This window comes from Advenella sp. FME57 (assembly GCF_014897675.1).
Taxonomy (GTDB): Bacteria; Pseudomonadota; Gammaproteobacteria; order Burkholderiales; family Burkholderiaceae_B; genus Advenella.
On the sequence record NZ_JABUXU010000011.1, the window covers coordinates 112,356 to 137,627 of the forward strand.

The 25,272-nt window shown below is 55.6% G+C and carries 24 protein-coding genes; 16 read left to right on the forward strand and 8 right to left on the reverse strand.

Going from position 1 to position 25,272, the window contains the following annotated elements:
- Window positions 1-201 precede the first annotated feature (201 nt).
- The 3 genes from INT32_RS14075 to INT32_RS14085 form a co-directional block, all read right to left on the reverse strand.
- Window positions 202-1,161, reverse strand: coding sequence for a tripartite tricarboxylate transporter substrate binding protein (locus INT32_RS14075; protein ID WP_193089365.1), 960 nt, complete (start codon window positions 1,159-1,161; stop codon window positions 202-204).
- Between the two features lie 464 nt (window positions 1,162-1,625).
- Window positions 1,626-2,594: a tripartite tricarboxylate transporter substrate binding protein gene (locus INT32_RS14080; RefSeq protein ID WP_193089366.1), complete on the reverse strand. Its 969-nt coding sequence runs from the start codon at window positions 2,592-2,594 to the stop codon at window positions 1,626-1,628.
- Between the two features lie 121 nt (window positions 2,595-2,715).
- Window positions 2,716-4,173: a short-chain fatty acyl-CoA regulator family protein gene (locus INT32_RS14085; protein WP_193089367.1), complete on the reverse strand. Its 1,458-nt coding sequence runs from the start codon at window positions 4,171-4,173 to the stop codon at window positions 2,716-2,718.
- Window positions 4,174-4,347: 174 nt separating this feature from the next.
- Between INT32_RS14085 and prpC the strand changes: the two genes are divergently transcribed.
- Genes prpC through INT32_RS14105 form a run of 4 tightly spaced genes read left to right on the forward strand, consistent with a single transcriptional unit; the run spans window position 4,348 to window position 10,236 of the window.
- On the forward strand, window positions 4,348-5,502 hold the full coding sequence (gene prpC, locus INT32_RS14090) for a 2-methylcitrate synthase (RefSeq protein WP_193089368.1): 1,155 nt from the start codon (window positions 4,348-4,350) through the stop codon (window positions 5,500-5,502).
- 5 nt (window positions 5,503-5,507) lie between these two features.
- Window positions 5,508-8,111, forward strand: a complete 2,604-nt coding sequence (gene acnD, locus INT32_RS14095) for a Fe/S-dependent 2-methylisocitrate dehydratase AcnD (RefSeq protein ID WP_193089369.1) — start codon at window positions 5,508-5,510, stop codon at window positions 8,109-8,111.
- 17 nt (window positions 8,112-8,128) lie between these two features.
- Entirely contained in the window at window positions 8,129-9,319 is a 1,191-nt protein-coding gene (prpF, locus tag INT32_RS14100; protein ID WP_193089370.1) for a 2-methylaconitate cis-trans isomerase PrpF, read from the forward strand.
- Window positions 9,320-9,375: 56 nt separating this feature from the next.
- Window positions 9,376-10,236: an oxaloacetate decarboxylase gene (locus INT32_RS14105; protein ID WP_193089371.1), complete on the forward strand. Its 861-nt coding sequence runs from the start codon at window positions 9,376-9,378 to the stop codon at window positions 10,234-10,236.
- 224 nt (window positions 10,237-10,460) lie between these two features.
- Here the strand turns inward: INT32_RS14105 and INT32_RS14110 are convergent, their stop codons facing one another.
- A complete protein-coding gene (locus INT32_RS14110; RefSeq protein ID WP_193089372.1) occupies window positions 10,461-11,264 on the reverse strand; it encodes a helix-turn-helix transcriptional regulator in 804 nt (267 codons plus the stop codon).
- Window positions 11,265-11,367: 103 nt separating this feature from the next.
- On the opposite strand from INT32_RS14110, the gene INT32_RS14115 reads away from it, so the two are divergent.
- The 3 genes from INT32_RS14115 (at window position 11,368) to INT32_RS14125 (ending at window position 14,889) form a co-directional block, all read left to right on the forward strand.
- Window positions 11,368-12,894 (forward strand): MFS transporter, encoded by a 1,527-nt coding sequence (locus INT32_RS14115; protein ID WP_193089373.1) that lies wholly within the window; start codon window positions 11,368-11,370, stop codon window positions 12,892-12,894.
- Between the two features lie 245 nt (window positions 12,895-13,139).
- The gene (locus INT32_RS14120; protein WP_193089374.1) at window positions 13,140-13,580 is read left to right on the forward strand and encodes a DUF2231 domain-containing protein; all 441 of its coding nucleotides are present in this window, start codon (window positions 13,140-13,142) and stop codon (window positions 13,578-13,580) included.
- On the forward strand, window positions 13,573-14,889 hold the full coding sequence (locus tag INT32_RS14125; RefSeq protein ID WP_193089375.1) for a sorbosone dehydrogenase family protein: 1,317 nt from the start codon (window positions 13,573-13,575) through the stop codon (window positions 14,887-14,889). Before INT32_RS14120 ends, INT32_RS14125 begins: the two co-directional genes overlap by 8 nt.
- A 61-nt stretch (window positions 14,890-14,950) precedes the next feature.
- On the opposite strand, the gene INT32_RS14130 is transcribed toward INT32_RS14125, so the two are convergent.
- Window positions 14,951-15,664: a haloacid dehalogenase type II gene (locus tag INT32_RS14130; RefSeq protein WP_193089376.1), complete on the reverse strand. Its 714-nt coding sequence runs from the start codon at window positions 15,662-15,664 to the stop codon at window positions 14,951-14,953.
- A gap of 551 nt (window positions 15,665-16,215) precedes the next feature.
- Here INT32_RS14130 and INT32_RS14135 point away from each other — a divergent pair.
- The 7 genes from INT32_RS14135 to INT32_RS14165 are packed head-to-tail and all read left to right on the forward strand — an operon-like array spanning window position 16,216 to window position 20,639.
- Entirely contained in the window at window positions 16,216-16,527 is a 312-nt protein-coding gene (locus INT32_RS14135; protein WP_193089377.1) for a DUF2282 domain-containing protein, read from the forward strand.
- Window positions 16,528-16,584: 57 nt separating this feature from the next.
- Complete coding sequence (locus tag INT32_RS14140; protein WP_370540238.1) at window positions 16,585-17,484, forward strand: DUF692 domain-containing protein; 900 nt, start codon at window positions 16,585-16,587, stop codon at window positions 17,482-17,484.
- Window positions 17,453-18,238, forward strand: a complete 786-nt coding sequence (locus INT32_RS14145; RefSeq protein ID WP_226817055.1) for a DNA-binding domain-containing protein — start codon at window positions 17,453-17,455, stop codon at window positions 18,236-18,238. Before INT32_RS14140 ends, INT32_RS14145 begins: the two co-directional genes overlap by 32 nt.
- Window positions 18,239-18,279: 41 nt before the next feature.
- Window positions 18,280-18,747 carry a DoxX family protein gene (locus INT32_RS14150; RefSeq protein WP_370540239.1) on the forward strand — a complete coding sequence of 156 codons (468 nt, stop codon included), beginning with the start codon at window positions 18,280-18,282 and terminating at the stop codon, window positions 18,745-18,747.
- Between the two features lie 16 nt (window positions 18,748-18,763).
- Window positions 18,764-19,408, forward strand: coding sequence for a DUF1109 domain-containing protein (locus tag INT32_RS14155; protein ID WP_193089379.1), 645 nt, complete (start codon window positions 18,764-18,766; stop codon window positions 19,406-19,408).
- The gene (locus INT32_RS14160) at window positions 19,402-20,001 is read left to right on the forward strand and encodes a sigma-70 family RNA polymerase sigma factor (protein WP_193089380.1); all 600 of its coding nucleotides are present in this window, start codon (window positions 19,402-19,404) and stop codon (window positions 19,999-20,001) included. Before INT32_RS14155 ends, INT32_RS14160 begins: the two co-directional genes overlap by 7 nt.
- Window positions 19,998-20,639, forward strand: a complete 642-nt coding sequence (locus tag INT32_RS14165) for a DUF1109 domain-containing protein (protein ID WP_193089381.1) — start codon at window positions 19,998-20,000, stop codon at window positions 20,637-20,639. Before INT32_RS14160 ends, INT32_RS14165 begins: the two co-directional genes overlap by 4 nt.
- Before the next feature lie 198 nt (window positions 20,640-20,837).
- Here the strand turns inward: INT32_RS14165 and INT32_RS14170 are convergent, their stop codons facing one another.
- The 3 genes from INT32_RS14170 to INT32_RS14180 form a co-directional block, all read right to left on the reverse strand.
- Window positions 20,838-22,031, reverse strand: coding sequence for an MFS transporter (locus INT32_RS14170; protein WP_193089382.1), 1,194 nt, complete (start codon window positions 22,029-22,031; stop codon window positions 20,838-20,840).
- Between the two features lie 292 nt (window positions 22,032-22,323).
- Window positions 22,324-22,659: a multidrug efflux SMR transporter gene (locus tag INT32_RS14175; RefSeq protein WP_193089383.1), complete on the reverse strand. Its 336-nt coding sequence runs from the start codon at window positions 22,657-22,659 to the stop codon at window positions 22,324-22,326.
- Between the two features lie 112 nt (window positions 22,660-22,771).
- Complete coding sequence (locus INT32_RS14180) at window positions 22,772-23,668, reverse strand: LysR family transcriptional regulator (RefSeq protein ID WP_193089384.1); 897 nt, start codon at window positions 23,666-23,668, stop codon at window positions 22,772-22,774.
- Window positions 23,669-23,757: 89 nt separating this feature from the next.
- On the opposite strand from INT32_RS14180, the gene INT32_RS14185 reads away from it, so the two are divergent.
- Both INT32_RS14185 and INT32_RS14190 read left to right on the forward strand, forming a co-directional pair.
- Window positions 23,758-24,612, forward strand: a complete 855-nt coding sequence (locus tag INT32_RS14185) for an NAD(P)H-dependent oxidoreductase (protein ID WP_193089385.1) — start codon at window positions 23,758-23,760, stop codon at window positions 24,610-24,612.
- A 237-nt stretch (window positions 24,613-24,849) separates the two neighbouring features.
- A complete protein-coding gene (locus tag INT32_RS14190; RefSeq protein ID WP_193089386.1) occupies window positions 24,850-25,080 on the forward strand; it encodes a hypothetical protein in 231 nt (76 codons plus the stop codon).
- The last annotated feature ends 192 nt before the right edge of the window (window positions 25,081-25,272 follow it).

The following is a 25,272-nucleotide window of genomic DNA, read 5'->3' on the forward strand; positions in this document are numbered from 1 at the left end:
CAAAAATTTCTAATAATTGTTAGCACGTAAATATATGCCAGCTGAACCCATTTGTATATTTCAAATGGAATATCCTTTTTCAATATGAGACTGGCATGTTGCCAGTCTCATATTGAACCACTTGGATTTTCTGTACGCCGCAGGTTGCGGATGCGCTTAGCGCGATCGCATTGACGAACAGTAAAATTGTCCGCCTTTGGATCACTTCACCGTAATGTCGTTTTCCTTGATAATTTTTTCGTAAAACAAAGAATCGGTTTTGATCAATTGTCCTAATTCTGCGGACGTGCTGCCAACGGGAACAAACCCTGCCGCCTTGAACTTTTCCGTCACGTCAGGATCTTTTGCTACCTCAATCAAGTTTTTGGATACGGTGTCTATGATATCCTGCGGCGTGCCTTTTGGTGCCATGAGCGATGCCCAGGATTTCATGATAAAGCCCTTGTATCCTGCCTCTTGCATGGTCGGAATATCTTGTTCGTCTTCCCAGCGCTTTGCAGAGGTAATCGCCAGTGCTTTGAGCTTGCCCTGTTTCGCGTATGCCATAGGAACTAATATCGGGTCAAAGACCATGGAGACCCGACCGGCCAGAAGATCGGACAAAATAGGCGCACTGCCTTTGTACGGGACATGTGTCATTTGAATGCCCGCTACTTGCGCAAAGTGTGCGCCAGTCAGATGGGCGCTGGATCCAATACCGCTTGATGCGTAGGTCAGGCGGTTTTTCTTTCCATATTCGACCAGCTCTTTCAGGTTATTTGCCGGAATGGCGTTGTTGATGAACAGGAACAGCGGAAGATCGGCCATATGTGACACCGGCACGAAATCATCATCGCTATAGTTAAGTTTATACAGATGAGGGTTGATTGAGTGGGCCGCCAGTACGGTAACGAATGTGTAGCCATCCGGTTTTGCCCTTGCGGCCTGGCCGGTGCCGATCGTCCCGTTTGCGCCAGGTTTGTTTTCAATGACGATGGGCTGCTTCAAGCGCTCGGACAGTTTTTGCATGACTACCCGGCTGACGGTATCAGTTGCGCCACCAGGTGTGTAGGGGACAATGACTGTGATGGGTTTTTCAGGCCATGCTGCTTGCGCTGTAACGGGAGCAGCAAGTGCAGCGAGCATGGAAATGATGAACAGATATGTCCCTGTTGTTTTCATTATTGTTTTATCCTTGGTTAGGTTTAATGCTTTTTAGAATAACAAAAATTCAATAAAAGATAACGAGGGATTTCACTAGAAAAGCATGCGATTCTGCTTGAAATGCAACACTGAGCCGAAAATGAGCAAGGCCGGGCAAGCGAGACTTTTGCACAGCGGAACATATTCTCGGGTTCGTGGCCTGATCAGCGTCGGTGGCGTCGTTTGTCGCAGATTGACTGTCCAAGTGGGTGCAGTACTTGATGTGTCAAGAATAGACCTGTCACTGTCACTGTCAATTTTCAGATGTTCACCAGATTTGCAGCTATAGTGCGCGACGACATTAAGCACTGGTTTTTTAGGCTTGGTTCGATATACGTCTCGGGTAAAAAAACGCCCCGGTAAAGCCAGGGCGACACAACGATACCGATCCGATACCGATTGAAGACGGCGTCAAAGCCGAACTTCAATCAGGCTTGTGGCGTTCACTTATTGTTTTCGTTCATTTTGCCCACAATATCCTTTTCCTCGGCGAACGTTTTTACAGCAAACTCGGCGTACTGCGTGTGATTCATGTAATAAGTCTGAATCCCGTAGGCGCCGATGGCTTTCAAAAATACCGGATCCTTGACTGCTGCCTGGACCGCTGCATCCAGTTTTTCCACGATCTCGGAAGGCATGCCTTTTGGTCCTGCCAATCCCAGAGGGGAGGGGATGACGACAGGATAACCGGCTTCCGTGAATGTGGGGACGCTGTCGAATGCCTTGAGCCGCTCCTTGGATGCGACCGCCAGGACACGGACGGTTCCCGCTTCCATATAGGGCAGGATGCTATTGGTAGTGATGGCCGCTTTGATATGGCCACCCAGCAGTGCCGTGATCGCCTCGGCATCGCCCTTGTAGGGGACGTGCGTTAATTTGGCGCCAGTGGCATTGCCCAGCTCGACCATGACCATCTGGTTTCCGGTAAAGCGCCCGGGTGTGCCGACACTGATCTCGTCAGGATGCTGCTTGGCATAATCGACAAATTCCTTGACGGTTTTCAATTGTGATTTGGCATCCACGACAAGCGCAAAATCATAGGTTGAAAACGATGCAATATAGGTCAGGTCCTTTATCGGATCATAGCGGGTCTTTTGCAGATAGGGTTGTCTGAAAATGCCATGGGGCGCCAGTGTCAATTTGTAGCCGTCGGGTCGGGCCCGGACCATTTCCTGTGCGCCCATGGAGCCCGCAGCGCCTGGCTTGTTTTCGATGACGATTGTTTGTTTCAGGTATCGCCCCATGCTTTCGCCCAGCGCGCGTCCAATCAGATCCGTCGAGCCGCCTGCCGCATACGGGACCACGATGCTGATGGCTTTGTCGGGATAATTGCCGGCTGCATGAGCTAGGCATGGTGCGATAGCCAGGAGCGCGATATTCATAAACTTGATTGGATTGATCATTTTCTTCATGTGTTGCCTGTGGTTATTAACGCAGACAGAAGCTGCCTGCGGATGCAGTTAAACGGCAATTATAAATGTATTAATTTCAAACACATAACGAGCTTTAACGCGTTCTGCGTACCGGAATTTTTTAGTTGTTCATGGGGTAGGGAGACATGCTGCTGACGTTTTCATTGACATCCAGTTCCCGACCAATATAGGGAAATGCACGTTGCGCGCATTGCGGCCGCTCGCACACCCGGCACCCCATGCCGATGGGGGTCGGCGTATCCGGATTGCTGAAGTCCAGTCCTTTTGCATAAACAAGGCGATGCGCGTGCTTCACATCGCACCCTAGCGCCACAGCGAAATCCTTTGTCGGTTGTCCGAATCCGCCGGTCTGGTGACATACCGTACGCGCAATCCACAGGTAAACGCGTCCGTCCGGCATGCGGGCCAGTTGCCTGAGGATCCGGCCTGGACTCGAGAAGGCCTCGTATACATTCCATAAAGGACAGGCCCCACCGACACGAGAGAAATGAAAGTGAGCCGCAGACTGACGTTTTGAGATGTTACCCGCGCGGTCCACCCGAATAAAGAAAAACGGCACGCCGGCTGCGTCGGGCCGCTGCATGGTGCTCAGGCGATGGCAGACTGTCTCGAAGCTGACGCCAAAGCGTTGTCCTAACAGGTCAATGTCGTATTGCAATTGCTCGGCGGACTCCAGGAACTGCCGGTAGGGCAGGATAAGCGCTGCTGCAAAATAGTTGGCCAGACCCAGGCGGACTAATTTGCGTACAGCCTGACTGGAAAATCGTGGCGCGTCCACCATGCGCTCCAGCACGTTGTTCAGTTCCAGAAATGCCAGTTGTGTTCCCATTTGAAAGGCCCGCTGTCCGGGGGTTATATGTGGGGGCAGGCTAAGGCGACGAAGCGCCGGGTCGTAAGCACGCTGCAAACCCTTTTCTGCGGGCAGCGTGTCTACAATGACGCCGTGCTGCTCGCGCAAACGCTGCGCCAGCTGTTCGGCCAGGCCTTGTGGGGCGACGTCAGAAAGCCCCCAGGATAGATGGCATTGCTCAGCGTGAGCATCCAGTTCCGAGAAATGGTTGTGATGGGTGAAGAAAAAATCGCGCGCTTCCTCGTAGGGTTGTGTCTGTATCATCAGCGCGTCTGCAGGATCCTCGGGATCCTTATAGGTCATCTTTTCTGCCATCGCTTCCAGTCGGTCCGCCGCTTCGCGGTGACGTCGATGCAGGTCGATCAAAACCCGGCCCACGGCGGGCATGTTCGTTGCGATTTCGCGCATTTCAGCATGAGAGATTCGCGCCGCTTCGTGTCCGCCAAGCGCAGACGCCGGCAGGGTAGCCGCAACCTCATGCAGCGCAGCCACCATACGCGTCTGCTCGTCGTCTGAAAACGTGTTGACGTCCATATTGAACACTTCGCTCAAACGTAACAGGACCGACATCGTCAACGGCCGCTGGTTCTGTTCGATCTGATTCAGGTAGCTGGCTGACAGGCCCAACATGCGAGCCAGTCCTATCTGGGTCAGTTTTCGCTCTTCGCGCAAACGGCGTAACCGTACGCCCATAAATATTTTTCGCATGGTGACCCATTCTATAAAAGCCGCATTCTTATTAAATTCGCAAAATTCGCAAATTCTCAGTAAGGAGTTTACCAACATTCGCCTTCTTATTGATGCAATTGCCGGTTGTTTTGCGTAAACTGCAAATCTTGATTGTTGCGCAATATTTCTATTGCATAGAAGAGGGTGGATACGATGACACAAGCATCTGAAGTAAAGGGCTTTAAACCAAAGAAATCGGTCGCGCTGTCCGGCGTGGTGGCCGGCAATACCGCGCTATGTACCGTGGGCCGCAGCGGGAACGATCTGCACTACCGCGGTTACGATATTCTGGATATTGCGCAAACCTGTGAATTCGAAGAGGTGGCCCACCTGCTCATCCACGGAAAACTGCCCAATAAGGCAGAACTGGCATCCTATAAATTGAAGCTGCGTCGCTTACGCGGCCTGCCGGCTCAATTGCAGCATGCGCTTGAAGCCTTGCCCGCTTCCAGTCATCCAATGGATGTTATGCGCACGGCGGTATCGGTCTTGGGATGTGTGCTGCCTGAAAAAGACGATCACAATCTGCCTGATGCGCGCGACATTGCAGACCGCTTGATGGCCAGTCTGGGCTCGGCCCTGCTGTATTGGTACCACTACAGTCATAACGGCAAGTGCATAGACGTTGAGACCAACGATGACAGTATTGGCGGGCATTTCTTACACCTGCTGCATGGCGAGGAACCCTCCGATGAGTGGGTTCATGCCATGCATACTTCACTGAACTTATACGCTGAACACGAGTTCAATGCTTCCACTTTCACGTGTCGTGTCATTGCCGGTACGGGTTCGGATATGTATTCGGCTATTACCGGTGGGATTGGTGCGCTGCGTGGCCCCAAGCACGGTGGTGCCAATGAAGTGGCTTTTGAAGTACAAAAACGCTATGAAACACCGGATGAAGCCGAAGCCGATATCCGTCGTCGGGTAGAAAACAAAGAGGTGGTCATCGGCTTTGGACATCCTGTGTATACTGTTTCCGACCCACGCAACAAAGTAATAAAAGAGGTTTCGCGCAAGCTGTCGGCAACGCAGCAGAACATGAAGATGTTCGACATTGCCGAGCGCCTGGAAAGCGTCATGTGGGATAGCAAGAAAATGTTCCCCAACCTGGACTGGTTCTCGGCCGTGTCCTATCATATGATGGGTGTACCTACTGCCATGTTCACACCGCTGTTCGTTATTGCGCGCACCGCAGGCTGGGCTGCTCACATTATCGAACAACGTATCGATAACAAGATTATTCGTCCGACGGCCAACTATACTGGTCCGGAAGATCAGACATTCATCCCGCTGGACCAACGCTAATTCCTATGAATACTATAAACCGCAAGCCACTGCCCGGCACGGGGCTGGATTACTTCGATGCGCGCTCGGCGGTCGATGCGATTGAGCCCAATGCCTACGATACATTACCGTATACCTCCCGCGTATTCGCTGAAAACCTGGTGCGTCGTTGCGACCCTGCGACGCTGACAGACTCACTGCGGCAACTGATTGAACGAAAGCGCGACCTGGATTTTCCGTGGTTTCCTGCGCGCGTGGTGTGCCACGATATACTGGGTCAGACCGCGCTTGTGGACCTGGCCGGGTTGCGCGAGGCCATTGCCAAACAAGGTGGCGACCCAGCCCAGATCAATCCGGTGGTCCCTACGCAGTTGATCGTAGACCATTCATTGGCCGTCGAATATGCCGGTTTCGACAAGGACGCCTTTGCCAAGAATCGCGGCGTCGAGGATCGCCGCAATGACGATCGCTTTCATTTTATCAATTGGACAAAGAAGGCATTCAAGAATGTCGATGTCATTCCGCCGGGCAACGGCATTATGCATCAGATCAATCTGGAGCGGATGTCGCCGGTCATTCACAGTCGCGACGGGGTTGCCTTCCCTGATACCCTTGTCGGTACCGACAGCCATACCCCACACGTAGATGCGCTGGGCGTCATCGCTATTGGCGTGGGTGGTCTGGAGGCCGAGAGCGTGATGCTGGGTCGCGCCTCCTGGATGCGTTTGCCAGACATTATCGGTGTCGAACTCACCGGGCAACTGCAGCCTGGCATTACCGCCACTGATCTGGTTCTGGCGTTGACCGAGTTTTTGCGCAGCCAGAAAGTGGTATCGTCGTACCTGGAGTTTTACGGCGAAGGTGCGTCCCGCCTGACGCTGGGCGATCGCGCCACGATTTCGAATATGACGCCCGAGTATGGCGCCACCGCAGCGATGTTTTACATTGATCAGCAAACGATTGATTACCTGAAGCTGACCGGACGCGACGATGAGCAGGTCAAGCTGGTGGAGACCTATGCCAGGCAGACTGGTCTATGGGCCGACAGTTTGCAAACAGCCCAGTACGAGCGCGTACTGACATTCGATTTGTCATCTGTGGTGCGCAATATTGCCGGCCCATCCAATCCACATCGTCGCGTGTCTACTTCTGAGCTGGCCGGCGCAGGTATTTCAGGTGTGGTTGAAAATGAGCCCGGCCTCATGCCTGATGGGGCGGTCATCATTGCCGCCATCACCAGTTGCACCAACACGAGCAATCCGCGCAACGTGATCGCGGCCGGGCTGCTGGCGCGCAACGCCAACGCGCGCGGCCTGCTGCGCAAGCCGTGGGTCAAATCATCGCTGGCGCCTGGTTCCAAGGCGGTCCAGCTCTATCTGGAAGAAGCAAATCTGCTGCCAGAACTGGAGAAGCTGGGCTTTGGCATTGTGGGCTTTGCCTGTACCACCTGTAATGGCATGAGTGGCGCGCTGGACCCTGTCATACAGCAGGAAATTATCGACCGCGATCTGTATGCCACTGCGGTTCTATCAGGCAATCGCAATTTCGACGGCCGTATCCATCCATACGCCAAGCAGGCTTTTTTGGCATCGCCGCCTCTGGTCGTGGCTTACGCCATCGCCGGCACCATCCGCTTTGACATAGAGAAAGACGTGTTAGGCACGGACCAGAACGGCCAGCCGGTGACGCTTAAAGATATCTGGCCCAGTGACGAGGAGATCGACGCCATTGTCGCCAGTAGTGTCAAACCCGAGCAATTTCGCAGCGTATACGAACCGATGTTTGCGGTCAGCGTTGATGATGGCAAATCGGTCAGTCCTTTGTATGACTGGCGAGCGCAAAGTACCTACATTCGCTGTCCGCCATACTGGGAAGGCGCGCTGGCAGGCGAGCGTGCGCTCAAGGGCATGCGTGCGCTTGCTGTGCTGGGGGACAACATCACCACAGACCACCTGTCACCGTCCAACGCCATCCTGCTCAACAGCGCAGCAGGCGAATACCTGGATAAGATGGGCCTGCCGCAAGAGGACTTCAACTCTTATGCGACGCACCGCGGCGATCACCTGACGGCGCAACGGGCCACCTTCGCCAATCCCAAGCTGCTTAATGAAATGGTGCAGGAAAACGGCGTTATCAAGCAAGGTTCCCTGGCTCGCGTTGAGCCGGAAGGCAAGGTTGTGCGCATGTGGGAGGCCATCGAAACCTATATGGAACGCAAGCAGCCACTGATTATCGTGGCGGGGGCAGATTATGGCCAGGGCTCTTCGCGAGACTGGGCGGCCAAGGGTGTGCGTCTTGCTGGCGTAGAGGTCATTGTTGCAGAAGGTTTTGAGCGCATCCACCGCACCAATCTTGTCGGTATGGGTGTCTTGCCGCTTGAATTCAAACCCGGCGTCAATCGCCAGACGCTTAACATTGATGGTACGGAAATCTACGATGTGATTGGAACGCCCCAACCGCGATCCACGCTCACACTGGTGATCCTTCGTAAAAGCGGTGAACGTTTGGAAGTGCCGGTTACCTGCCGCCTGGACACCGCTGAAGAAGTGTCCATCTATGAGGCCGGCGGTGTCTTGCAACGCTTTGCGCAGGACTTCATTGAGATGCCGGCAGCCAGCCAGGGCGCATGACAGACATGGAAAAACCAATGACTCAAGCACCACAGATTAAAATTGCCGCGACCTATATGCGTGGTGGCACCAGCAAAGGGGTTTTTTTTCGGTTGAATGATCTGCCCGAAGCTGCGCAGACACCCGGCGCCGCGCGCGACGCGCTCTTGTTGCGTGTGATTGGCAGTCCGGATCCTTACGGCAAGCACACCGATGGCATGGGCGGCGCCACATCGAGCACCAGCAAGGTTGTCATTTTGTCCAAAAGCGAGCGCGCCGGGCATGATGTGGATTACCTGTTTGGTCAGGTCTCCATTGATAAACCCTTCATCGACTGGAGCGGCAATTGCGGAAACCTTTCGGCCGCCGTGGGGCCGTATGCCATCAGCAACGGATTGATCGACGCCGACTGCATCCCGCAAAATGGCGTTGCCACCGTGCGCATATGGCAGGCCAATATCGGCAAGACCATCGTGTCGCACGTGCCCATCACCAACGGCGCGGTACAGGAGACCGGCGATTTTGAGCTGGATGGGGTTACCTTTCCCGCAGCCGAAGTGCAGCTCGAATTCGTGGACCCGGCCGCAGACGAAGAGGGTGCAGCAGGCGCCATGTTCCCAACCGGCAATCTGGTCGATGAACTGGTCGTGCCCGGTGTCGGTAAGTTGAAGGCCACCATGATCAATGCCGGTATTCCTACCATCTTTGTGAATGCCCGTGATATCGGCTTTACCGGCACAGAGCTGCAGGATGCGATCAACAGCGACGCCAAGACGTTGGCCATGTTTGAAGCCATACGCGCCCATGGGGCACTGCGTATGGGACTCATTGCCAACATTGAAGAGGCCGAACATCGTCAGCACACGCCCAAAGTGGCCTTTGTCGGTCAGTCTGCCGACTACACCGCATCCAGCGGCAAGCACGTTTCTGCCGGCAACATTGATCTGGTCGTACGGGCGCTGTCCATGGGCAAATTGCATCATGCGATGATGGGCACCGCTGCAGTGGCTATTGGTACGGCAGCGGCTATTCCTGGCACGCTGGTCAATCTGGCTGCTGGCGGGAGCGAGCGCGAGTCCGTGACTTTCGGTCATCCATCGGGCACGCTGCGGGTCGGGGCGCAAGCCATTGAACAGGCAGGGCAATGGACAGTAAAAAAAGTGCTCATGAGTCGCAGCGCCCGCGTGTTAATGGAAGGCTATGTCCGGATTCCAGCAGATACACTTTGAAAAGTGTACAAGAACATTTCATTTTTAATATCTTAAGATAAAAAAGGATTTACAGCATGTCGACAAGAAAGCAACTCAGATCACTCGTCGAAGCTCGCCGCGGCATTATCGTTCCAGGCGCATTCAATGCCTTGTCTGCCAAAGTCATCGCCGATCTTGGCTTTAAAGCCATCTACGTAACAGGCGCGGGCGTAACCAACATGTGGTTTGGTATGCCGGATCAGGGGTTCATGGGTTTGCACGAGATTGCCGATCACACCGCAAGGATTCGCGATGCGGTGGATGTCCCATTGATCGTTGATGCCGATACGGGCTTTGGCAATGCGTTGAACGTTCGCCATACCGTGCGGGTTCTGGAGCGTGCGGGCGCCGATTGCATCCAGCTGGAAGATCAAGTTGCGCCCAAGCGCTGCGGCCATTTTTCAGGCAAAGAGGTGATATCCACTGAAGAGGCGGTCAGCAAGATCAAGGCTGCGGTCGATGCACGCCAGGATCCGGACTTTTTGATCATGGCACGCACCGATGCGGCAGCCACGCTCGGGTTTGAGGCGGCCATAGAGCGTGCAGAGAAATTTGCCGAGGCCGGCGCCGACATTCTGTTTGTGGAAGCAGTAACAGAGGCTGAGCAAGTGCGGGCGCTGCCCCAGCGTCTTGCCAAACCTCAACTTATGAACATGGTGATCGGTGGTCGTACGCCCATTTTCAATGCCGATCAACTTGGCGAGCTGGGCTATGGCATCGTACTGTATGCCAACGCTGCCTTGCAGGGCGCGGTAGCGGGCATGCAGAAAACACTGACGGTGCTGCGCGACGAAAAAGAAGTGCAGGAATCCAGTGGATTGGTGGCCTCTTTTTCCGAACGTCAACGCCTGGTTGGCAAGCCTGAATGGGACGAGCTGGAAAGCCGCTACAGCTGATCAGGCAGGCTCGTATTCAATTGCCTTGCGTCGTTCCAAGGCGGAGAGGGGTTGCAGTTGCAGCTCCGTTTTCATTAGTGATGCGTTAAAACGCTGATCATGTTCACTGACCCCGGTTGCGCCACGCGTACCCCGGTCGGTTGAGCGTGATTTCGGATAGCGCACCAGATATTCTTAAGCCACCAGCGCTATTGCCCGGCATCAGCGGCTCGCCGTGGCACCTATCAGCACGGCGCTTGATCGGCAAAATACACCACCATTTTGAGATGCCGGTGTTCATCCACTACAAGCGTTTCATGATTGAAATCCTGCTGCGTGTTGTTGGCTGTCATGAAAGATCGCATGGCGCGCCGCGGCGGTTCACTGTCAGCGGTTTTCCACCAGCGCCGAAAATCCGGCGAGACCTGCGTAAGTGTCTCGACCAAAGCCAGCATGGCGCGATCGTCTGGCGCGGTAGCCAAATCGTAGCGAAACTGCGCCACCAGCTTTGGTGCGTCTTCACGCCAGGCACCAAAACGCCATCGCATATCCGGATCGGCAAAGACAATACGCAGTATGTTTCTTCTCTCATATTCCCGCGTGCTGAAGCCGAATAAATCATCAGCGGCAGTATTCCAGGCAATGACATGCCAACTGAGGTTAACCACGTAAGCGGGCCTTGTTGTCAGATCGTCCATTAACTGCTGGACCAGGGGCGAGACTGCAAGCCCATGATGCGCTTCAGGTGGTGGCGGTCGCTTATGCGCCAGAAGAAATAAATGGCTGCATTCACTGTCGCCAAGCTTGAGCGTGCGCGCCACACTTAGCAGGAATGCCTCCGATACCTGAATGTCGCGCCCCTGTTCAAACCAGGTGTACCACGTGAGTCCTACGCCGGCCAGCGCAGCGACTTCTTCCCGTCGCAGACCCGGCGTGCGGCGTCGTCCATTATCGGGCAGGCCCACATCGGCCGGCGTCAGCTTGTTGCGGTGTCGAATCAGAAATTCGGATAACTCGGTTTTGGTGCGATGCAGGCTTCGCTCGATCATGGCTATTGTTACCAGTAATAGGATAATTACTTAAATTGTAATGGGATGATTTTGCGCTGAAAATGTGGTTTCTGCAACAAACGCAGTAAACCTGGAGCTACTTGTGATTGCATTTGATGATTCATCTCCCTTGTCTGAAAGACGTGCCGGCGTTCGTGAGTGGCTCGGACTCGCGTTGCTGGCCCTGCCGACCATCCTGCTCGGGCTTGACCTGACGCTATTGCATTTGGTGTTGCCGGCACTTGCGATAGACTTGCGCCCGACAAGTACACAGGCACTTTGGATTATCGATGCCTATGGTTTCATGATTGCCGGCCTGCTTGTTTCAATGGGAACGCTGGGCGATCGCATCGGACGTCGCAAGCTACTTATGGTGGGCGCAGCCGCCTTTGGCGCGGCTTCCGTGATGGCGGCCTGCTCAACGAGCGCTTCCATGCTGATTGTCGCACGCGTGTTGCTTGGCGTTGCGGGCGCCACCCTGATGCCGTCAACATTGGCGCTCATCAGCAATATGTTTTTTCATCCACATCAGCGCGCCCTGGCCATAGGCGTGTGGGCGACCATGTTTGCGCTAGGCATGGCGGTCGGGCCTGTGGTCGGTGGCGTGTTGCTGGAACACTATGGGTGGGGCGCCGCCTTTCTGGTTGCGCTTCCATTTGTCGGGCTTTTGCTCGTTGCCGCTCCGTTTCTCCTGCCTGAGTACAGCTCCCCGCAACAGGGGCGCCTGGACATACTCAGCGTCATCTTGTCTTTGCTTGCCTTGTTGCCTATCGTCTACGGCATCAAGCACATGTCCAAGGACGGGATCGATATCATTGCCACGTCAGCGATGGCCAGTGGGCTGTTCTTCGTGGCGCTTTTTGTCCGTCGCCAGCGTCGACTGGCCAGTCCGTTACTTGATCTTGATTTGTTCTCCAACCAGGCGTTCTGTATTGCCCTGGTGGTGCTCCTTGTGGGCCTGGTGGGTGTCGGCGGGACGATGTTGCTGGTTACCCAGTACTTGCAATTGGTTGTCGGATTATCGCCGTTGTCAGCAGGGCTGTGGATGGGTCCCCCGGCGCTTGCCATGCTGGCGGCAGGCATTGGCGCGCCACTGCTTGCACGGCGGATTCGCCCTGGTTATGTAATCGCTGGGGCGCTGGGGCTGTCGGTCATTGGCTACCTGATGCTGACGCAACTGAATCATTCGTCGCATGGCGTTGCTTTGGTCACTGCGGCATTTTCGCTGGTATATCTTGGCCTGGGCACCATTGCCGCGCTCGGGACAGAAATGGTTGTGGGTGCGGCGCCGGCTGAGAAGGCAGGTTCAGCATCGGCCATGTCCGAGACCGTGCAGGAGCTTGGTCTGGCCGTGGGCATTGCCATATTAGGCAGCATGACGACTGCCGTCTATCGCACCCGGATGGCCGATCAAGTGCCTGAAACGCTGTCCAACGGCATTCGGCACGCCGTGTCAGATAGTCTTGCCGGAAGTGTCGCTGTCTCGCGCCAATTGCCGGCCGGCCTGTTAGAACAGGCGCAAGCGGCATTCATGGCAGGGTTCAATGTATCCGCTACAGCGAGCGCTGCCGGCATTGCGTGCCTGGCGGTGTTGGCGGCGATCAAACTGCGGCATATAACTGCAAGTTGATTCAGATGCCTGAATCAAGGCTGAATGCGAGACTGAGCCTCAATCTACAGATCTGTGTCTGTGGATGCAAATATGGCGATACTGGTTGGGTTCGGTAAACAAATATATTCAACGCCTCTTTTGTTGATTAACTCGGTCAAGTGTGTTCGAATGACAGTTGTGATTACAATATGTGGTCGCGCCAGTTCCTGTTTCTGTTTACCGCCGGAGCATTGGCGGCACTTATCTGCAAAGAGGAGGTGTTTATGACTGCCCCTACACAGCGGCGACAGTCGTCATTGGCTAATTGCATCTATCAGTTATTCAATCCCATTCCATTCGGATTTTTCGTTGCGGCATTGATCTTTGACGTCGTGTATTTCCAGACTGCCCAGATGATGTGGAGCAAAAGCGCAGCATGGCTCATTACTATCGGCCTGTTCTTTGCCATTATTCCGCGTCTGATCAACCTGGTGCATGTGTGGATCCCGCGAGGCAGGGTTGTTCTTCCCGCTGAAAAACTTGATTTTGGCCTCAATTTCATCGGCATCGTGGCTGCCATCTTCAACGCGTTTATCCATAGTAGGGACGCGTATGCCGTCATGCCTTCGGGACTGATCCTGTCTGTCGTAACGGTCGCCTGCTTTGCTGTGGCTGCGATCATTGCGTCCACCTTTTACGCAATCGGGAGGACGCACAATGTCTAAGGTCAAATGGGGCTTGCCCCTTGTTTTCGCGGCCGGCATCTTTCTGGTCGGGTGTAATGATAACGCGACAATGAAGCCCGACGAACAGCTCGGTGCCAACCCTACGCTGCCCGAACCGCGACACTTTTTCTCGCCGCCCATTCAAGTGCCTGACGGTGTAGGCTGGTCAGAAGACAAGCAGCCCGTCGCTGCCAGCGGTTTGGAAATTGAAAAAATCGCCAGTGATCTGCTGCATCCCAGACAACTTTATACGCTGCCCAACGGCGATGTTCTGGTTGTCGAAGCCAATTCGCCTGGAACAGCGCCTGTTACAACACCAAAACAATTTTTCAGCGGTATCGTGAAGGGACAATCCGGTAAGGGGGGCAAAGGCGGAAACCGAATCACCTTGCTGCGACAGACTGCTGGAACCGGTGAATGGGAAAAACATGTTTTTCTGGAGAATCTGGATACCCCCTTTGGCGTCCAGCTAATCGGTAACGACTTGTATGTTGCCAATACCGGAAATATCATGAAATACCGCTATGAACCGGGGCAGACGCGCCTCACGGATCCCGGCACGGAGTTGGCCGATTTGCCGGATACCGTCAACCACCACTGGACAAAGGCGCTGCTTGCCAGTGCCGATGGATCAAAACTTTACGTGGGTGTGGGCTCCAACAGCAATGTCGGTGAGAACGGGATGGCCATTGAGTATCGCCGCGCAACAGTGCTTGAGGTAGATGTCAATAGCGGCGCCAGCAGAATTTTTGCGTCTGGTCTGCGCAATCCCACGGGACTGGCCTGGGAGCCACAATCCGGAACGCTCTGGGCAATCGTGAACGAACGGGACGAGATCGGGCCGGACCTGGTTCCGGACTATCTCACTTCAGTCAAGGAAGGCGGTTTTTACGGATGGCCTTATAGCTACTTCGGCCAGTATCTTGATCCTCGAGTCAAGGCTCAGCGTCCCGATCTGGTCAGTAAGGCGATCGTGCCCGACTATTCCCTGGGCTCGCATGTCGCACCGCTGGGCGTGCATTTTTACACCGGTCAGGGTCTTCCGGAGAAATACCAGGGCGGTGCCTTTATCAGTGAACATGGAAGCTGGAACCGCTCGCCATTGAGCGGCTATCGGATCAGCTATGTGCCGTTCAGTGATGGCAAGCCGGCGGGAAAGGCAGAGGCTGTTGTTTCGGGCTTCTTGTCCGAGGATAAAGAGCGTCTTTATGGCGCACCGGTGGGTCTGACCCAGGCGAAAGACGGCGCACTTCTATTTGCGGACGACGTGGGCAATACAGTCTGGCGCGTCACGGCGGCCAGCCAGTAGTATTGGCGCTTGCAGTGCGGTGTTTAGGATTTCCAGGGCCGCCGGTGAGCACCCTGGAAACCTACTTCAGAAGCGCAGCCAGTTCGATTAAATCGTTTGCCATGTAATCCCAAGCTTCGAGCGATTTGACAACTTCAGTCTTTGACGGGTCATGCGCATTCGTGCGAACGACATACGCGGTCTTCAATCCGCATTGGCGCGCGGCGTCCAGATCGTAGTCATGGGCTGCGACCAGTATCGCTCTATCCGGGTCTACACTCATCAGCTCGCAAGCACGAAGATAAACCTGTGGCATCGGTTTATAGGCCCCTGAGACATCAGCGCCAAGGATAGTGTCCCATGGCAGCCCCGCATGTTTTGCCATGTCCACCAGCAGTCGGGTGTTTCCGTCGGACAGCGGTGAGATGATGAAGCGTTCCTTCAAGCTGGAAAGACCCTCTACCGAATCCGGCCAAGGCTTGAGGCGGTGCCAGGCCATATTGAGTTCTGCCAGTTCGGCTCTCGGTAAAGTCGAGGGTGTCAACCCGAAGCCTTTCAGGCATGCTTCCAGGTTCTCCAAGTTCAGGAGATCGAGTGGCGCAAAGGGTCGCTGACCGCAGCGAACAGCGTCAACCGAGGCGTCATAGCGCCCGACCCAGGCATCAGCGAAGGCACCTGCGTCGATATGCAAAGCGTTGTGTCGCTTCAAAAAGGCACCCGCCTCTGCTGCTATGCTGCCACGCCAATCGACGACAGTTCCCAGAACATCGAAGAACAATACTTCAATTTTCGACATTTCACCTCTCCATCATTGTTGAATTTATGTCGGAGCGATTTGACCATTGGTTCTTAAATCCCCCCTCAGATTGCTTCATTATAGGGCGCAATGGTCCTTTACCGCCTTCTCAAACTGCGGTTTGAGCAACGCAAATCTGTCGTCCAGGGCCAGAGCATTTTCGCGGTTCTGAGCAATGATTGCCTCGCGGACCTCGCCTCCACGGATCACCTGTAAGGTTTTGGATTCTATGCCGTCGACGATGGCCTGGGCAACGGCGGACGCTGGTTCGTAATTGAAACCCAGATTGGGGTCCGCACGCGAGCACTGCCCGAAGGGATGGTCCGCCCCGTGCTAGTACTAACCTGGCCGAGACAGATCACGCTCCAGGACTGCACGTGACGTATTTCATACGTTTTGTCGCGCGAACAATCAGCTTGAGACAAGTTCCAGATCATTATCTGAGCCATAGAAAAAATATTTTTCCTGTGGTGTAACCGAATCATCAAGGCGGCCGAACTAACTTATGTGTCCGCTCAGGATGCGCCTTACTTTAACTACAGGAGAAATTCATGTCAGCCAAATTTACGGTTACTTCGACCTTGCTCGCCAGCGCCGTTGCCGGCATTCTTGCGTCCACCGCCCATGCCGCACCGCTCACCAAGGCTGAAGCCGATGCAGCGGTCGCTGCGAAAAAGGAGAAATGCTACGGTGTTGCCCTGAAGGGCCAGAACGACTGCGCCGCCGGTCCTGGCACCACCTGCCAGGGCACCTCTACCAAGGATTTTCAGGGCAACGCCTGGAAGTTCGTTCAGGCAGGTACCTGCAGTAGTATCCAGATCCCAGGCGGCGGCCAGGGTTCGACGATGCCTGGCAAGGCCTGATTTTAGCGGCCAGAGAGGGTGACCGTGTACCACTGCCCGATAGTCACACCGGACGGCGTGCACCGCCGATCCCTTTTTACTGGTGCTGCGGCGCGCCTGCTGGCCGGTGTCAGTTTCAAGCATGAACATTTAGGCGCGATACAGGAGGATGGACTGGTCGATGCATTCTTCGAAGTTCACGCGGAAAACTATATGGGGGCGGGCGGGCCGCCGCAGCGGGCACTGGCGGCCATTGGCCGGGACTATCCGCTGTCCATTCATGGTGTGGGCATGTCGATTGGTGGCCCGCAAGCACCGGACCCTCAGCATCTGCGCCGGTTCGCCGATCTGGTTCGGCGCTGCGAGCCGGCATTGGTGTCAGAACATCTGGCCTGGTCTTCTTATGGCAATACGTTTTACAACGATCTGCTGCCCCTACCTTACACAATGCAAACGTTGCAAACCGTATGTGCGCATGTCGATCAGGTACAGCGCGCGATTAAACGTCCGCTATTGATCGAGAACCCGGCGACGTACATTCGGTTTGCCTGCTCGGACATGAGCGAGACTGCGTTTTTGTGCGAAGTTGCACGCCGGACCGGTTGTGGTCTACTGCTGGATATCAACAACGTCTATGTTTCTGCAACCAACCACGGCTTTAGCGCACAGGAGTATCTTGATGATTTTCCGATAGATCGGGTAGGGCAGATCCATCTGGCCGGCCATAGCGTGCAGCAGGATGATGAAGGGCAGCCACTGCTTATTGATAGTCATGACGGTGAAGTCAGCCCTGCGGTATGGGACCTGTATGCGAATGTGATTGCCAGGACAGGACCCATCCCCACCCTGATCGAGTGGGACAGCAATTTGCCGGCCTGGTCTGTTCTGAAAGCGCAAGGGCTGCGGGTCCGGGACTTCTTGATCGAATGCGCTGCGCAGGCTGCACATGAGTCGCACGAAGGGGTCGGTGATGTATGAATATGCAAAAGCGTTCAGCCCCGGCTTGATCAAGCCCGACTATCCCGTCCCCGAAAATATCACGGCAGGGGCAGGCAAGGGCGTTCAGAAGCGCTACAACGTTTACCGAAACAATGTGACGGTGAGCTTGATTGATGCGATGGCGGCCATCTACCCGGCGGTGCAGCGTATCACCGGCACTGAGTTTTTCCGGGCGATGGCGCGCTTTTATGTGCGGGCTACGCCGCCTGTGTCACCGTTGTTGTTCGAGTACGGGCGTGATTTTCCTGCCTTTATCGAATCTTATGAGTTTGCCCAGGGCATGCCCTGGCTGGCCGATACGGCACGCATCGAACGCGCCTGGCTCGATGCCTATCACGCCGCCGACGAGCCGGTACTGACCGCGCAAGAATTGGCCGCTGTGCCTGCTGAGGCACTGGCGCAGTTGCGCTTTTGCGCGCATCCGGCCACCCGGATCGTGCGCTCGGTGTATCCGGCTGTGGCGATTTTTGTTATGAACAAGCGCGATGGACCGGTGTCTCCATTGAGATCGGGCGCGGCCGAAGATGCGTTGATCACGCGCCCCCAGCAGGATGTCATGGTCTCGCGCCTGCCCGCGGGCGGCGCTGTCTTTCTCCTGGCATTGCTCGAAGGCATGCCACTGGGCATGGCCGCAGACACCGCATTCGAACACGCTCCTGACTTTGATCTGTCGGCCAATCTGGCCGACATGATCACGTTGGGCGTGTTCACCACCATTGATACGGAGATTTGACCACAATGTCAGAACATCAACATGAATCTGTCACTTTGCCGATGCTGCTTGCAAGTTGGCAGGCCAGCGCCGTCAAGCGGGTGCAATGGCTCGCGCAACCCTGGCTGGTTCAACTGCTGCTGCGCCTGGCCATCGCCGTGCCATTTCTGAATTCTGGGCTGCTTAAGTGGCAAGGATTTTTGCAACTGAACGAGACGGCCATTTACCTGTTCACCGATGAGTTTCGATTGCATCTGCCGGGTGGTCCCTATCCGTTTCCGGCACCCGCTTTGGTCGCCTTTCTGGCCGCGTGTGGCGAAGTCCTGTTGCCGGCATTGCTGATCCTGGGTCTTGGCACCCGGTTTGCCGCGCTGGGTATTGTATTGATGACAATCGTGATTCAGTTCACCGTGCCGGAAGGCTGGCCAGTTCACCTGACCTGGGTGGCGATTGCCCTGGCCATTGTGGCCTGGGGGCCGGGGCGGCTTTCCATCGATTATTGGCTGGGCGACCGCAATCCCCGGTCTTGATGACCATGCCGCGCGCATGAGAACCCACGATCTGATATCTGTACTGGTGCAGAACCTCTCGCTGGTAGAGGCAAATGCAGTAGGCAAACGCCTGAGCCGGGCGCAACTGCAGGGGTTGATCGCTGGCGCGGTCCTGCTGGTCGTGGTGTTCGGCGTCAGCAGTGATATGCCGGAACAGATACTGACCGCTGGGTTCTGGTTGCGCCTGGCGTTTCCCCTGGCGGTCATCGCGGCCGCCGTCAAGTTGGTCGAGCGCCTGGTGCGGCCTGGCGTGGCAGTGACATCGGCGTGGCTGATGACGATGTTGCCCATCGTTACAATGATGTTGGGGACGATATTGTTCATTCTGGCAGCGCCGCCGGAATTTCGATTGAAACTGGTTTCCAGCGCAAGCTTGTGGAGTACCACAATAGGCAATACTATGTTACTTTCCTTACCCTCCTTTATTGCCATGATCCATGCCATGAATGGGCTTGCGCCGACCCGCCTTGCACTGTCCGGCGCTGCAGCGGGCTTGCTGGCCGGTGCGCAGGGCGTACTCATCTATGCATTGTATTGCCCGGAGATGCCTGTGCCATACTGGAGCACTTTGCAGATCGCGGCCATGTTTATGACAACAGCGATCGGCGCGGCACTCGGCCCGATCTGCATAAGATGGTGAGGTCCGGCGTGCAAAGCGCAGCCCGCGCCGCCCAAAGCGCGAAAGCGCAAGAGACCGAGCGCCAACTCAAGGCGTTGTTTCTGGCCGGGCTCGACGGGGACACGCAGTGCTATCACGCTTTCCTGCAAGCCCTGGGAGGGAATTTGCGTGCGTTCCTGCGCAGGCGACTGAGCGATATCCCTGACGAAATTGAAGATATCGTCCAGGAGATTCTGATCGCGGTGCACAACGCGCGCCATACTTATTTGCCCGATCAGCCGCTGACTGCCTGGACGTATGCCATCGCCCGATACAAAATGGCCGACTATCTGCGCGGCCGCTATCGCTACGAGGCATGGAACGAGCCGCTGGACAGCCAGCAGCAGGAACTGTTTGCAGAATCCGATCAGGAGGCCGCGCAAGCGCGGCGCGACGTGGACAAGCTGCTGTCCCAATTGCCGGATCGCTATCGCCTGCCTATCCTGCATGTCAAGCTCAAGGGCCTGACCGTGGCAGAGACCGCGCAATTGACTGGCTTGTCCGAATCGGCCGTTAAAGTCGGAATCCACAGGGGCCTTAAAGCATTGGCCGCCATCATACGAGGTACAACATGAAAACAGACGATCTGGTCGCACTGTTAACCAATAACGCGGAACCCGCCGACCACACCCTGATGGTTCGCCGCTACAGCTGGGCAATGGTGATCAGCGCTGTTGGCGCAGTTGTGCTGCTGTTGACCGGTTTTGGAGTCAGGCCGGACCTGTCGGTCATGCTGGGTACACCGCTTTTCTGGGCCAAGCTGGCATTTCCGGCCTTGATGGCCGTGAGCGCATTCCTGGTGGTGGCGCGTCTTGCGCGACCGGGCACACCCGTTGGTCGGCGCTGGACGGCCATGGCAATACCCGTTGTGGCCGTGGTGGTCGCCGCTGTGCTGACGCTGGGGTTTGCGCCTGCCTCGGAACGCCTGGCGATGGTGCTGGGCGTCTCCTGGCAAAGTTGCCCATTTAACATCGCCTATCTGGCTGTCCCCGGCTTTGTTGCGACCTTCTGGGCCATGAAAGGCATGGCGCCCACCCGGTTGCGCACGGCGGGTGCTGCTGCCGGGCTACTATCGGGTGCAGTGGCAACGCTGATCTATTGTCTTCATTGTCCGGAAATGGAAGTCGCTTTCTGGGCTGTCTGGTACATCGCCGGCATGCTGATTCCGACCGCCATTGGCGCGCTGCTTGCTCCCAGACTACTGCGCTGGTAAAAGGCGAGGGTATGTGTTTGCCAAAGCGCCTTGGTGTTTTGGTAACACCTGATCTGCATATGCCGGTTGCTCGGTTCGACACATGTTGGCGCCTGATGTAACCGAAATAGCTGCTACGCCGTTTCCAACCACGCTGTGTTCAAGCGTCGTTCTGGCGTCGTGCTCATGGCAGTAGTCCTTTGTCCGATGCGACGGTGCTTACGCCTTCGCCGACCGAAGGCTTGTCAGGATAATGACTGCGCTGAGCACCGCTGCAATGCTCAGAAAGCCAAACGCAGCTGCGAATCCTGTTGTTGCTGCAATAATGCCTGTTAACATTGCGCCGGCTCCTGTCCCCAAATCGAAGGTGACGTTCCACAAGACAGAGACCTGCGCCAACCGGCTGTTTCCGGCGAGCCGGTAGGCGCAGACCAGGGTTGCGCTTTGCATGCCTCCGTAGGAAACACCCAGCAGGGTGCTGCCAAGATACAGCAATGCCAGGCTCCAGACCGCGTTTGAAGTTAGCACCGAAGCGCCGAGCGCCGCCATGCCCAGGCAGCATGCCAAAGCCAGTCCGCAGATCAGATACCGGGCAGGGTAGCGATCACTTAACGAGCCAAAGGCCCAGCGGGTCGGGGTCGCAAAGCCGGTCAGGCATAGCAAGGCAATCGTGGCAGAGGCTGCATCAGCGGTAATCTGACTGGCGAACGTCAGGATGGCGCCGCCGCTGCTGGTCACAATCACGAGCGATAACAAGACCGGCGAGATCACCCGGAGGGTGGATTTGCTTTGTGTGCTCGCTTGCGCGGCGGATGCGTTTTCCGGCCTGGTGTGATCATTGAGCAGACGGCCAAGGGAATACGTCCAGAACAGGCCCAGTACGGGCAGGGTGGCGATCAGCGTCACCACGAGTTTGCCCAAATGCTGCTCAAGGATGGGCGCCGATGAGACAAGTACCAGTTGCGGCCCCGCCACCGCCAGGCCATAGATGCCCACGGCAGCGCCACGGCGTGCCGCAGGTACAAGCAGGGCGATGGCGGTTGCGCCTCCCACGGTCAATATGCCAAAGCCGATGCCGCGCACCGCACTCGATAGCAGAATGACAGGCAGCGCAGAGGATGTCGCCTGCAACATGGCGGGGGCGCCCAGCGACAACAGGCCAGTGGCCAATACCGGTCCCCAACCGAATCGCTTGAGCGCACGGTTAACCGACAGTTGGGTCAGGATGGTAAAGGCCATCAGAATGGCCGTGACGCTGCCCGCAGCCGCTTCGCTGGCTCCGCCCCTGATCGCCCAGTCCGGCGACAGTGGCAGCAGGATGCTGAAACTGCCGATCCCAAGCGCGACGACCAGCAGCAGCGAGGCAACGCCGGGGATCTGCAGTAGCTTTACGTTTTTATCAGCTTCTATCAAGTCGTTGCTCCATGCGTGACTCGGTATTATAGCGAAGGGGTCGAAATAACTTTGCTTGCAAATGGATCCGTATTGACCAGGCATTCAACGGCGTTCTGCATGCAATCACAATTGACATCGGATTCAAGGCAAATGCAGGCAGGGTGATATTTGGCGGTCAGAATGCGTAACCGGCCTTATTTGGATCAGACCAGCTTCGAAAAAAGAATGTTCAATGCCTTGGGAAATCTTGGCCAGACAGATACACGCCGCGTGTTACGCGAGCGTTCGAACCTGCCTTGTCCACCAGGTATTAATGGGTGACAGATTTGGAAAAAAGCTGAATGATCACAATGCCAAGTGCAATAAACAGCATGCCCACAATTGCCGGCAGATCAAGCCGCTGCTTATAAAACAGGAATGACATGATCGATACAAGAAAGATGCCCATGCCGCCCCAGATTGCATAGGCTATGCCGATATTCATCGTTTTTACAACCTGAGACAGGCCATAAAAGGAAATGGCGTAGCCGATCACCACAACCATGCTCGGGCCTAATCGGGTGAATCCATGAGATGCTTTCATCATCGTGGTGGCAAGGGTCTCGGCACAGATCGAGATGGCAAGAATAAGATAGATATTGAACATAAATCCTCAGGAAAAAGAGTGTCTGCAAATTATATATTTTCAGAATGACAGCAAATGATATTGCTGTGGTGTGTGTCAGGCCCGAGCCAATTCGTGCCCGGCCTTGCGCGGTTTACAAAAAACGGATGATATGTTCACGTAACCATTGGTGGGATGGGTCGCGATGGACGCGGTCGTGCCAGAGCATGAGCATTTCGAAGCCCGGTATCTCCAGCGGAGGCGCAACCACTTGCAGCGCAGTATTGTGTTTGACCAGCCGGGATGGAACCATCGCCACCAGATCGGTGTTGCTCAGCACTGCCTCAAGAAACAGAAAATGTGGCACCGACAGCGCGACGCGTCGGGCAAGCCCTCTTGCGGCCAGGGCCGTATCGGTCACGCCATGAAAGCCGCCATTGTCAGGTGACACAATGACATGGTCCAGCTTGCAGAACTGCGCTAGGGTGAGCGTGCGTTGTAATGCGGGATGGCCTGCGCGCGCTGCCAGTACATAGCTTTCATTAAACAATGACCGGCGACGCAGTTGCAAAGGCGCTTCCGAGCTGATGTGAAACGCCAGATCGATGTGCGCCTGTTCCGCCTGGCTGGTCAGCGCCTGGGGATTGAGCGCAAGGATAGCCATGCGCGCATTCGGCGCCTCTGTACGTAACCCTGCCAGCGCCGGGAGCAAAATGCTGGTTTCGCCATAGTCTGACGCTGCGACCCGCCAGGTTTGATGGCTCTTGGCCGGGTCAAACGGACCCGACGGCGTCACCGCCTGCGTCAAGGCTTCGAGCGCCTGTCTTAGCGGCTCGCGCAGTTCGTCGGCGCGGGCGGTGGGTCGCATGCCCCGTGGTCCGGGCAGTAACAATGGGTCGCCAAAGGTCTCCCGCAATCGGGCAAGCTGCAGGCTGACGGTGGGCTGGGCCAGGTGCAGGCGCTCGGCTGCCCGGGTGACGTTATGCTCGGCCAGCAGGGCGTCTAGCGTGACCAGTAAATTAAGATCCAGACGCCGCAAGGGATTGTCCATGGAAATACCTGAAATATTAGAAATTCATTTCTAATATACTGCAGAAAAACGTATCGTATGCATATTCATTTTCCAAAAAGGACTGCATCATGAATGTGCTTGTCGTTTATGCGCACCCCGAACCCCGTTCGCTGAACGGGTCGATAAAAAATTTCATTGTCCAGCGGCTTGAGCTTGCAGGCCATACGGTCCGGGTTTCGGATCTGTATGCCATGCAGTGGAAGAGCGCATTGGATCCCCAGGACAATCGCTCACCGACGCCGGGGGCGCGCTTTGATCCTTCTTTTGATTCCAAGCTGGCGTTCGAGAACGGTACGCAGAGTATCGACATCGAACAGGAGCAAAAAAAATTGCTGTGGGCCGATGCGGTCATCCTGCAATTTCCGCTTTGGTGGTATTCAATGCCGGCGATTCTCAAGGGCTGGGTGGATCGCGTCTATGCTTATGGTTTTGCCTATGGCGTGGGAGAGCACTCGGACACGCATTGGGGCGACCGTTTTGGGCAAGGGGTGCTGGCCGGCAAACGCGCCATGCTGGTGGTAACCGCCGGTGGCTGGTCGTCGCACTATGAGCCGCGTGGCATTAATGGCCCGATCAATGACATCCTGTTTCCCATTCAGCACGGTATCCTGTTTTATCCGGGCTTTGATGTGTTGCCACCGCATGTGATCTACCGCACGGGCAAAATCGATGCAGCGGCGTATGCCAACGTGTGCGATGAGCTTGGACAGCGGCTGGATGCGCTTTGGACGACAGCGCCCATAGCGTTTCGCAAGCAAAACGCCGGGGACTATCGCATTCCGCAATTGACGCTGCGCTCGGAGCTGGCCCAGGGAGAGGTCGGTTTCGGTATTCATGTTTCACGTCCCGACGAAAATGGCTTGCCGAAACAACGGGCGTCCGTTGAGCAATATGATCTTTTGCACGTCGAGCCAACGCGCTAAACGCTTAATGTTACGCTTATTCGTTGTCAAATCGTTAAAGAGTAAGACACCCGGGTTCAGGTGTCTTGCCGGTTTTTTCGTTGCGAATCATCCATATAGAAAGTAAAAGGGGCAAAAATCGGTACGTTCTGCGATTACATAATCACGTATTTAATGATGCTCTGTAATGACCTTCCCTTTGAAAACGCGAAGAATGAAAGCGCTAGATTTGTAAACCCATCTTCAAAGGAAGGTTATATGACGAAAAGATTGACTCGCTCGCTGTTTCTGGTTGCCACTTTTGCCGGCGTGGCCGCACTGGCTGGTTGCGCAGGCAGTGGTTACGATTCCGGAGCCTCAACCTCAACGGACACCAGTGCGCAAGCGCCCATGACGTCTGGCTCGCCAACAACTGATTCTATGCAAACTGCGCCAGCGCCAACGACTCAGTCCACGCCAACCGCACCCGCGCCCACGGCACAACCCTGAAATGTCCCGCGCAAGGCCAATAGCAGCGTCTGACGATAGCAATATCCGTTAGTCCTCAATGCGTTATTGCGCAAGACATTGATCGAGATATGGCACTCAATGCCATATCTCGTGACACGCCCATGTCCGGTTCGGGTTCTCTCTCAAGACATCCCACGGCTCGATTCAGTGTCAGTGTATTAGAGCAATAAA

Excerpts from the sequence above, each read along its gene's own strand:
- INT32_RS14075 (WP_193089365.1), bottom strand. The coding sequence starts at position 1,161 with ATGAAAACAACAGGGACATATCTGTTCATCATTTCCATGCTCGCTGCA.
- INT32_RS14080 (WP_193089366.1), bottom strand. The coding sequence starts at position 2,594 with ATGAAGAAAATGATCAATCCAATCAAGTTTATGAATATCGCGCTCCTG.
- INT32_RS14085 (WP_193089367.1), bottom strand. The coding sequence starts at position 4,173 with ATGCGAAAAATATTTATGGGCGTACGGTTACGCCGTTTGCGCGAAGAG.
- prpC (WP_193089368.1), top strand. The coding sequence starts at position 4,348 with ATGACACAAGCATCTGAAGTAAAGGGCTTTAAACCAAAGAAATCGGTC.
- acnD (WP_193089369.1), top strand. The coding sequence starts at position 5,508 with ATGAATACTATAAACCGCAAGCCACTGCCCGGCACGGGGCTGGATTAC.
- prpF (WP_193089370.1), top strand. The coding sequence starts at position 8,129 with ATGACTCAAGCACCACAGATTAAAATTGCCGCGACCTATATGCGTGGT.
- INT32_RS14105 (WP_193089371.1), top strand. The coding sequence starts at position 9,376 with ATGTCGACAAGAAAGCAACTCAGATCACTCGTCGAAGCTCGCCGCGGC.
- INT32_RS14110 (WP_193089372.1), bottom strand. The coding sequence starts at position 11,264 with ATGATCGAGCGAAGCCTGCATCGCACCAAAACCGAGTTATCCGAATTT.
- INT32_RS14120 (WP_193089374.1), top strand. The coding sequence starts at position 13,140 with ATGACTGCCCCTACACAGCGGCGACAGTCGTCATTGGCTAATTGCATC.
- INT32_RS14125 (WP_193089375.1), top strand. The coding sequence starts at position 13,573 with ATGTCTAAGGTCAAATGGGGCTTGCCCCTTGTTTTCGCGGCCGGCATC.
- INT32_RS14130 (WP_193089376.1), bottom strand. The coding sequence starts at position 15,664 with ATGTCGAAAATTGAAGTATTGTTCTTCGATGTTCTGGGAACTGTCGTC.
- INT32_RS14135 (WP_193089377.1), top strand. The coding sequence starts at position 16,216 with ATGTCAGCCAAATTTACGGTTACTTCGACCTTGCTCGCCAGCGCCGTT.
- INT32_RS14145 (WP_226817055.1), top strand. The coding sequence starts at position 17,453 with ATGAGTCGCACGAAGGGGTCGGTGATGTATGAATATGCAAAAGCGTTC.
- INT32_RS14150 (WP_370540239.1), top strand. The coding sequence starts at position 18,280 with ATGCTGCTTGCAAGTTGGCAGGCCAGCGCCGTCAAGCGGGTGCAATGG.
- INT32_RS14155 (WP_193089379.1), top strand. The coding sequence starts at position 18,764 with ATGAGAACCCACGATCTGATATCTGTACTGGTGCAGAACCTCTCGCTG.
- INT32_RS14160 (WP_193089380.1), top strand. The coding sequence starts at position 19,402 with ATGGTGAGGTCCGGCGTGCAAAGCGCAGCCCGCGCCGCCCAAAGCGCG.
- INT32_RS14165 (WP_193089381.1), top strand. The coding sequence starts at position 19,998 with ATGAAAACAGACGATCTGGTCGCACTGTTAACCAATAACGCGGAACCC.
- INT32_RS14175 (WP_193089383.1), bottom strand. The coding sequence starts at position 22,659 with ATGTTCAATATCTATCTTATTCTTGCCATCTCGATCTGTGCCGAGACC.
- INT32_RS14180 (WP_193089384.1), bottom strand. The coding sequence starts at position 23,668 with ATGGACAATCCCTTGCGGCGTCTGGATCTTAATTTACTGGTCACGCTA.
- INT32_RS14185 (WP_193089385.1), top strand. The coding sequence starts at position 23,758 with ATGAATGTGCTTGTCGTTTATGCGCACCCCGAACCCCGTTCGCTGAAC.
- INT32_RS14190 (WP_193089386.1), top strand. The coding sequence starts at position 24,850 with ATGACGAAAAGATTGACTCGCTCGCTGTTTCTGGTTGCCACTTTTGCC.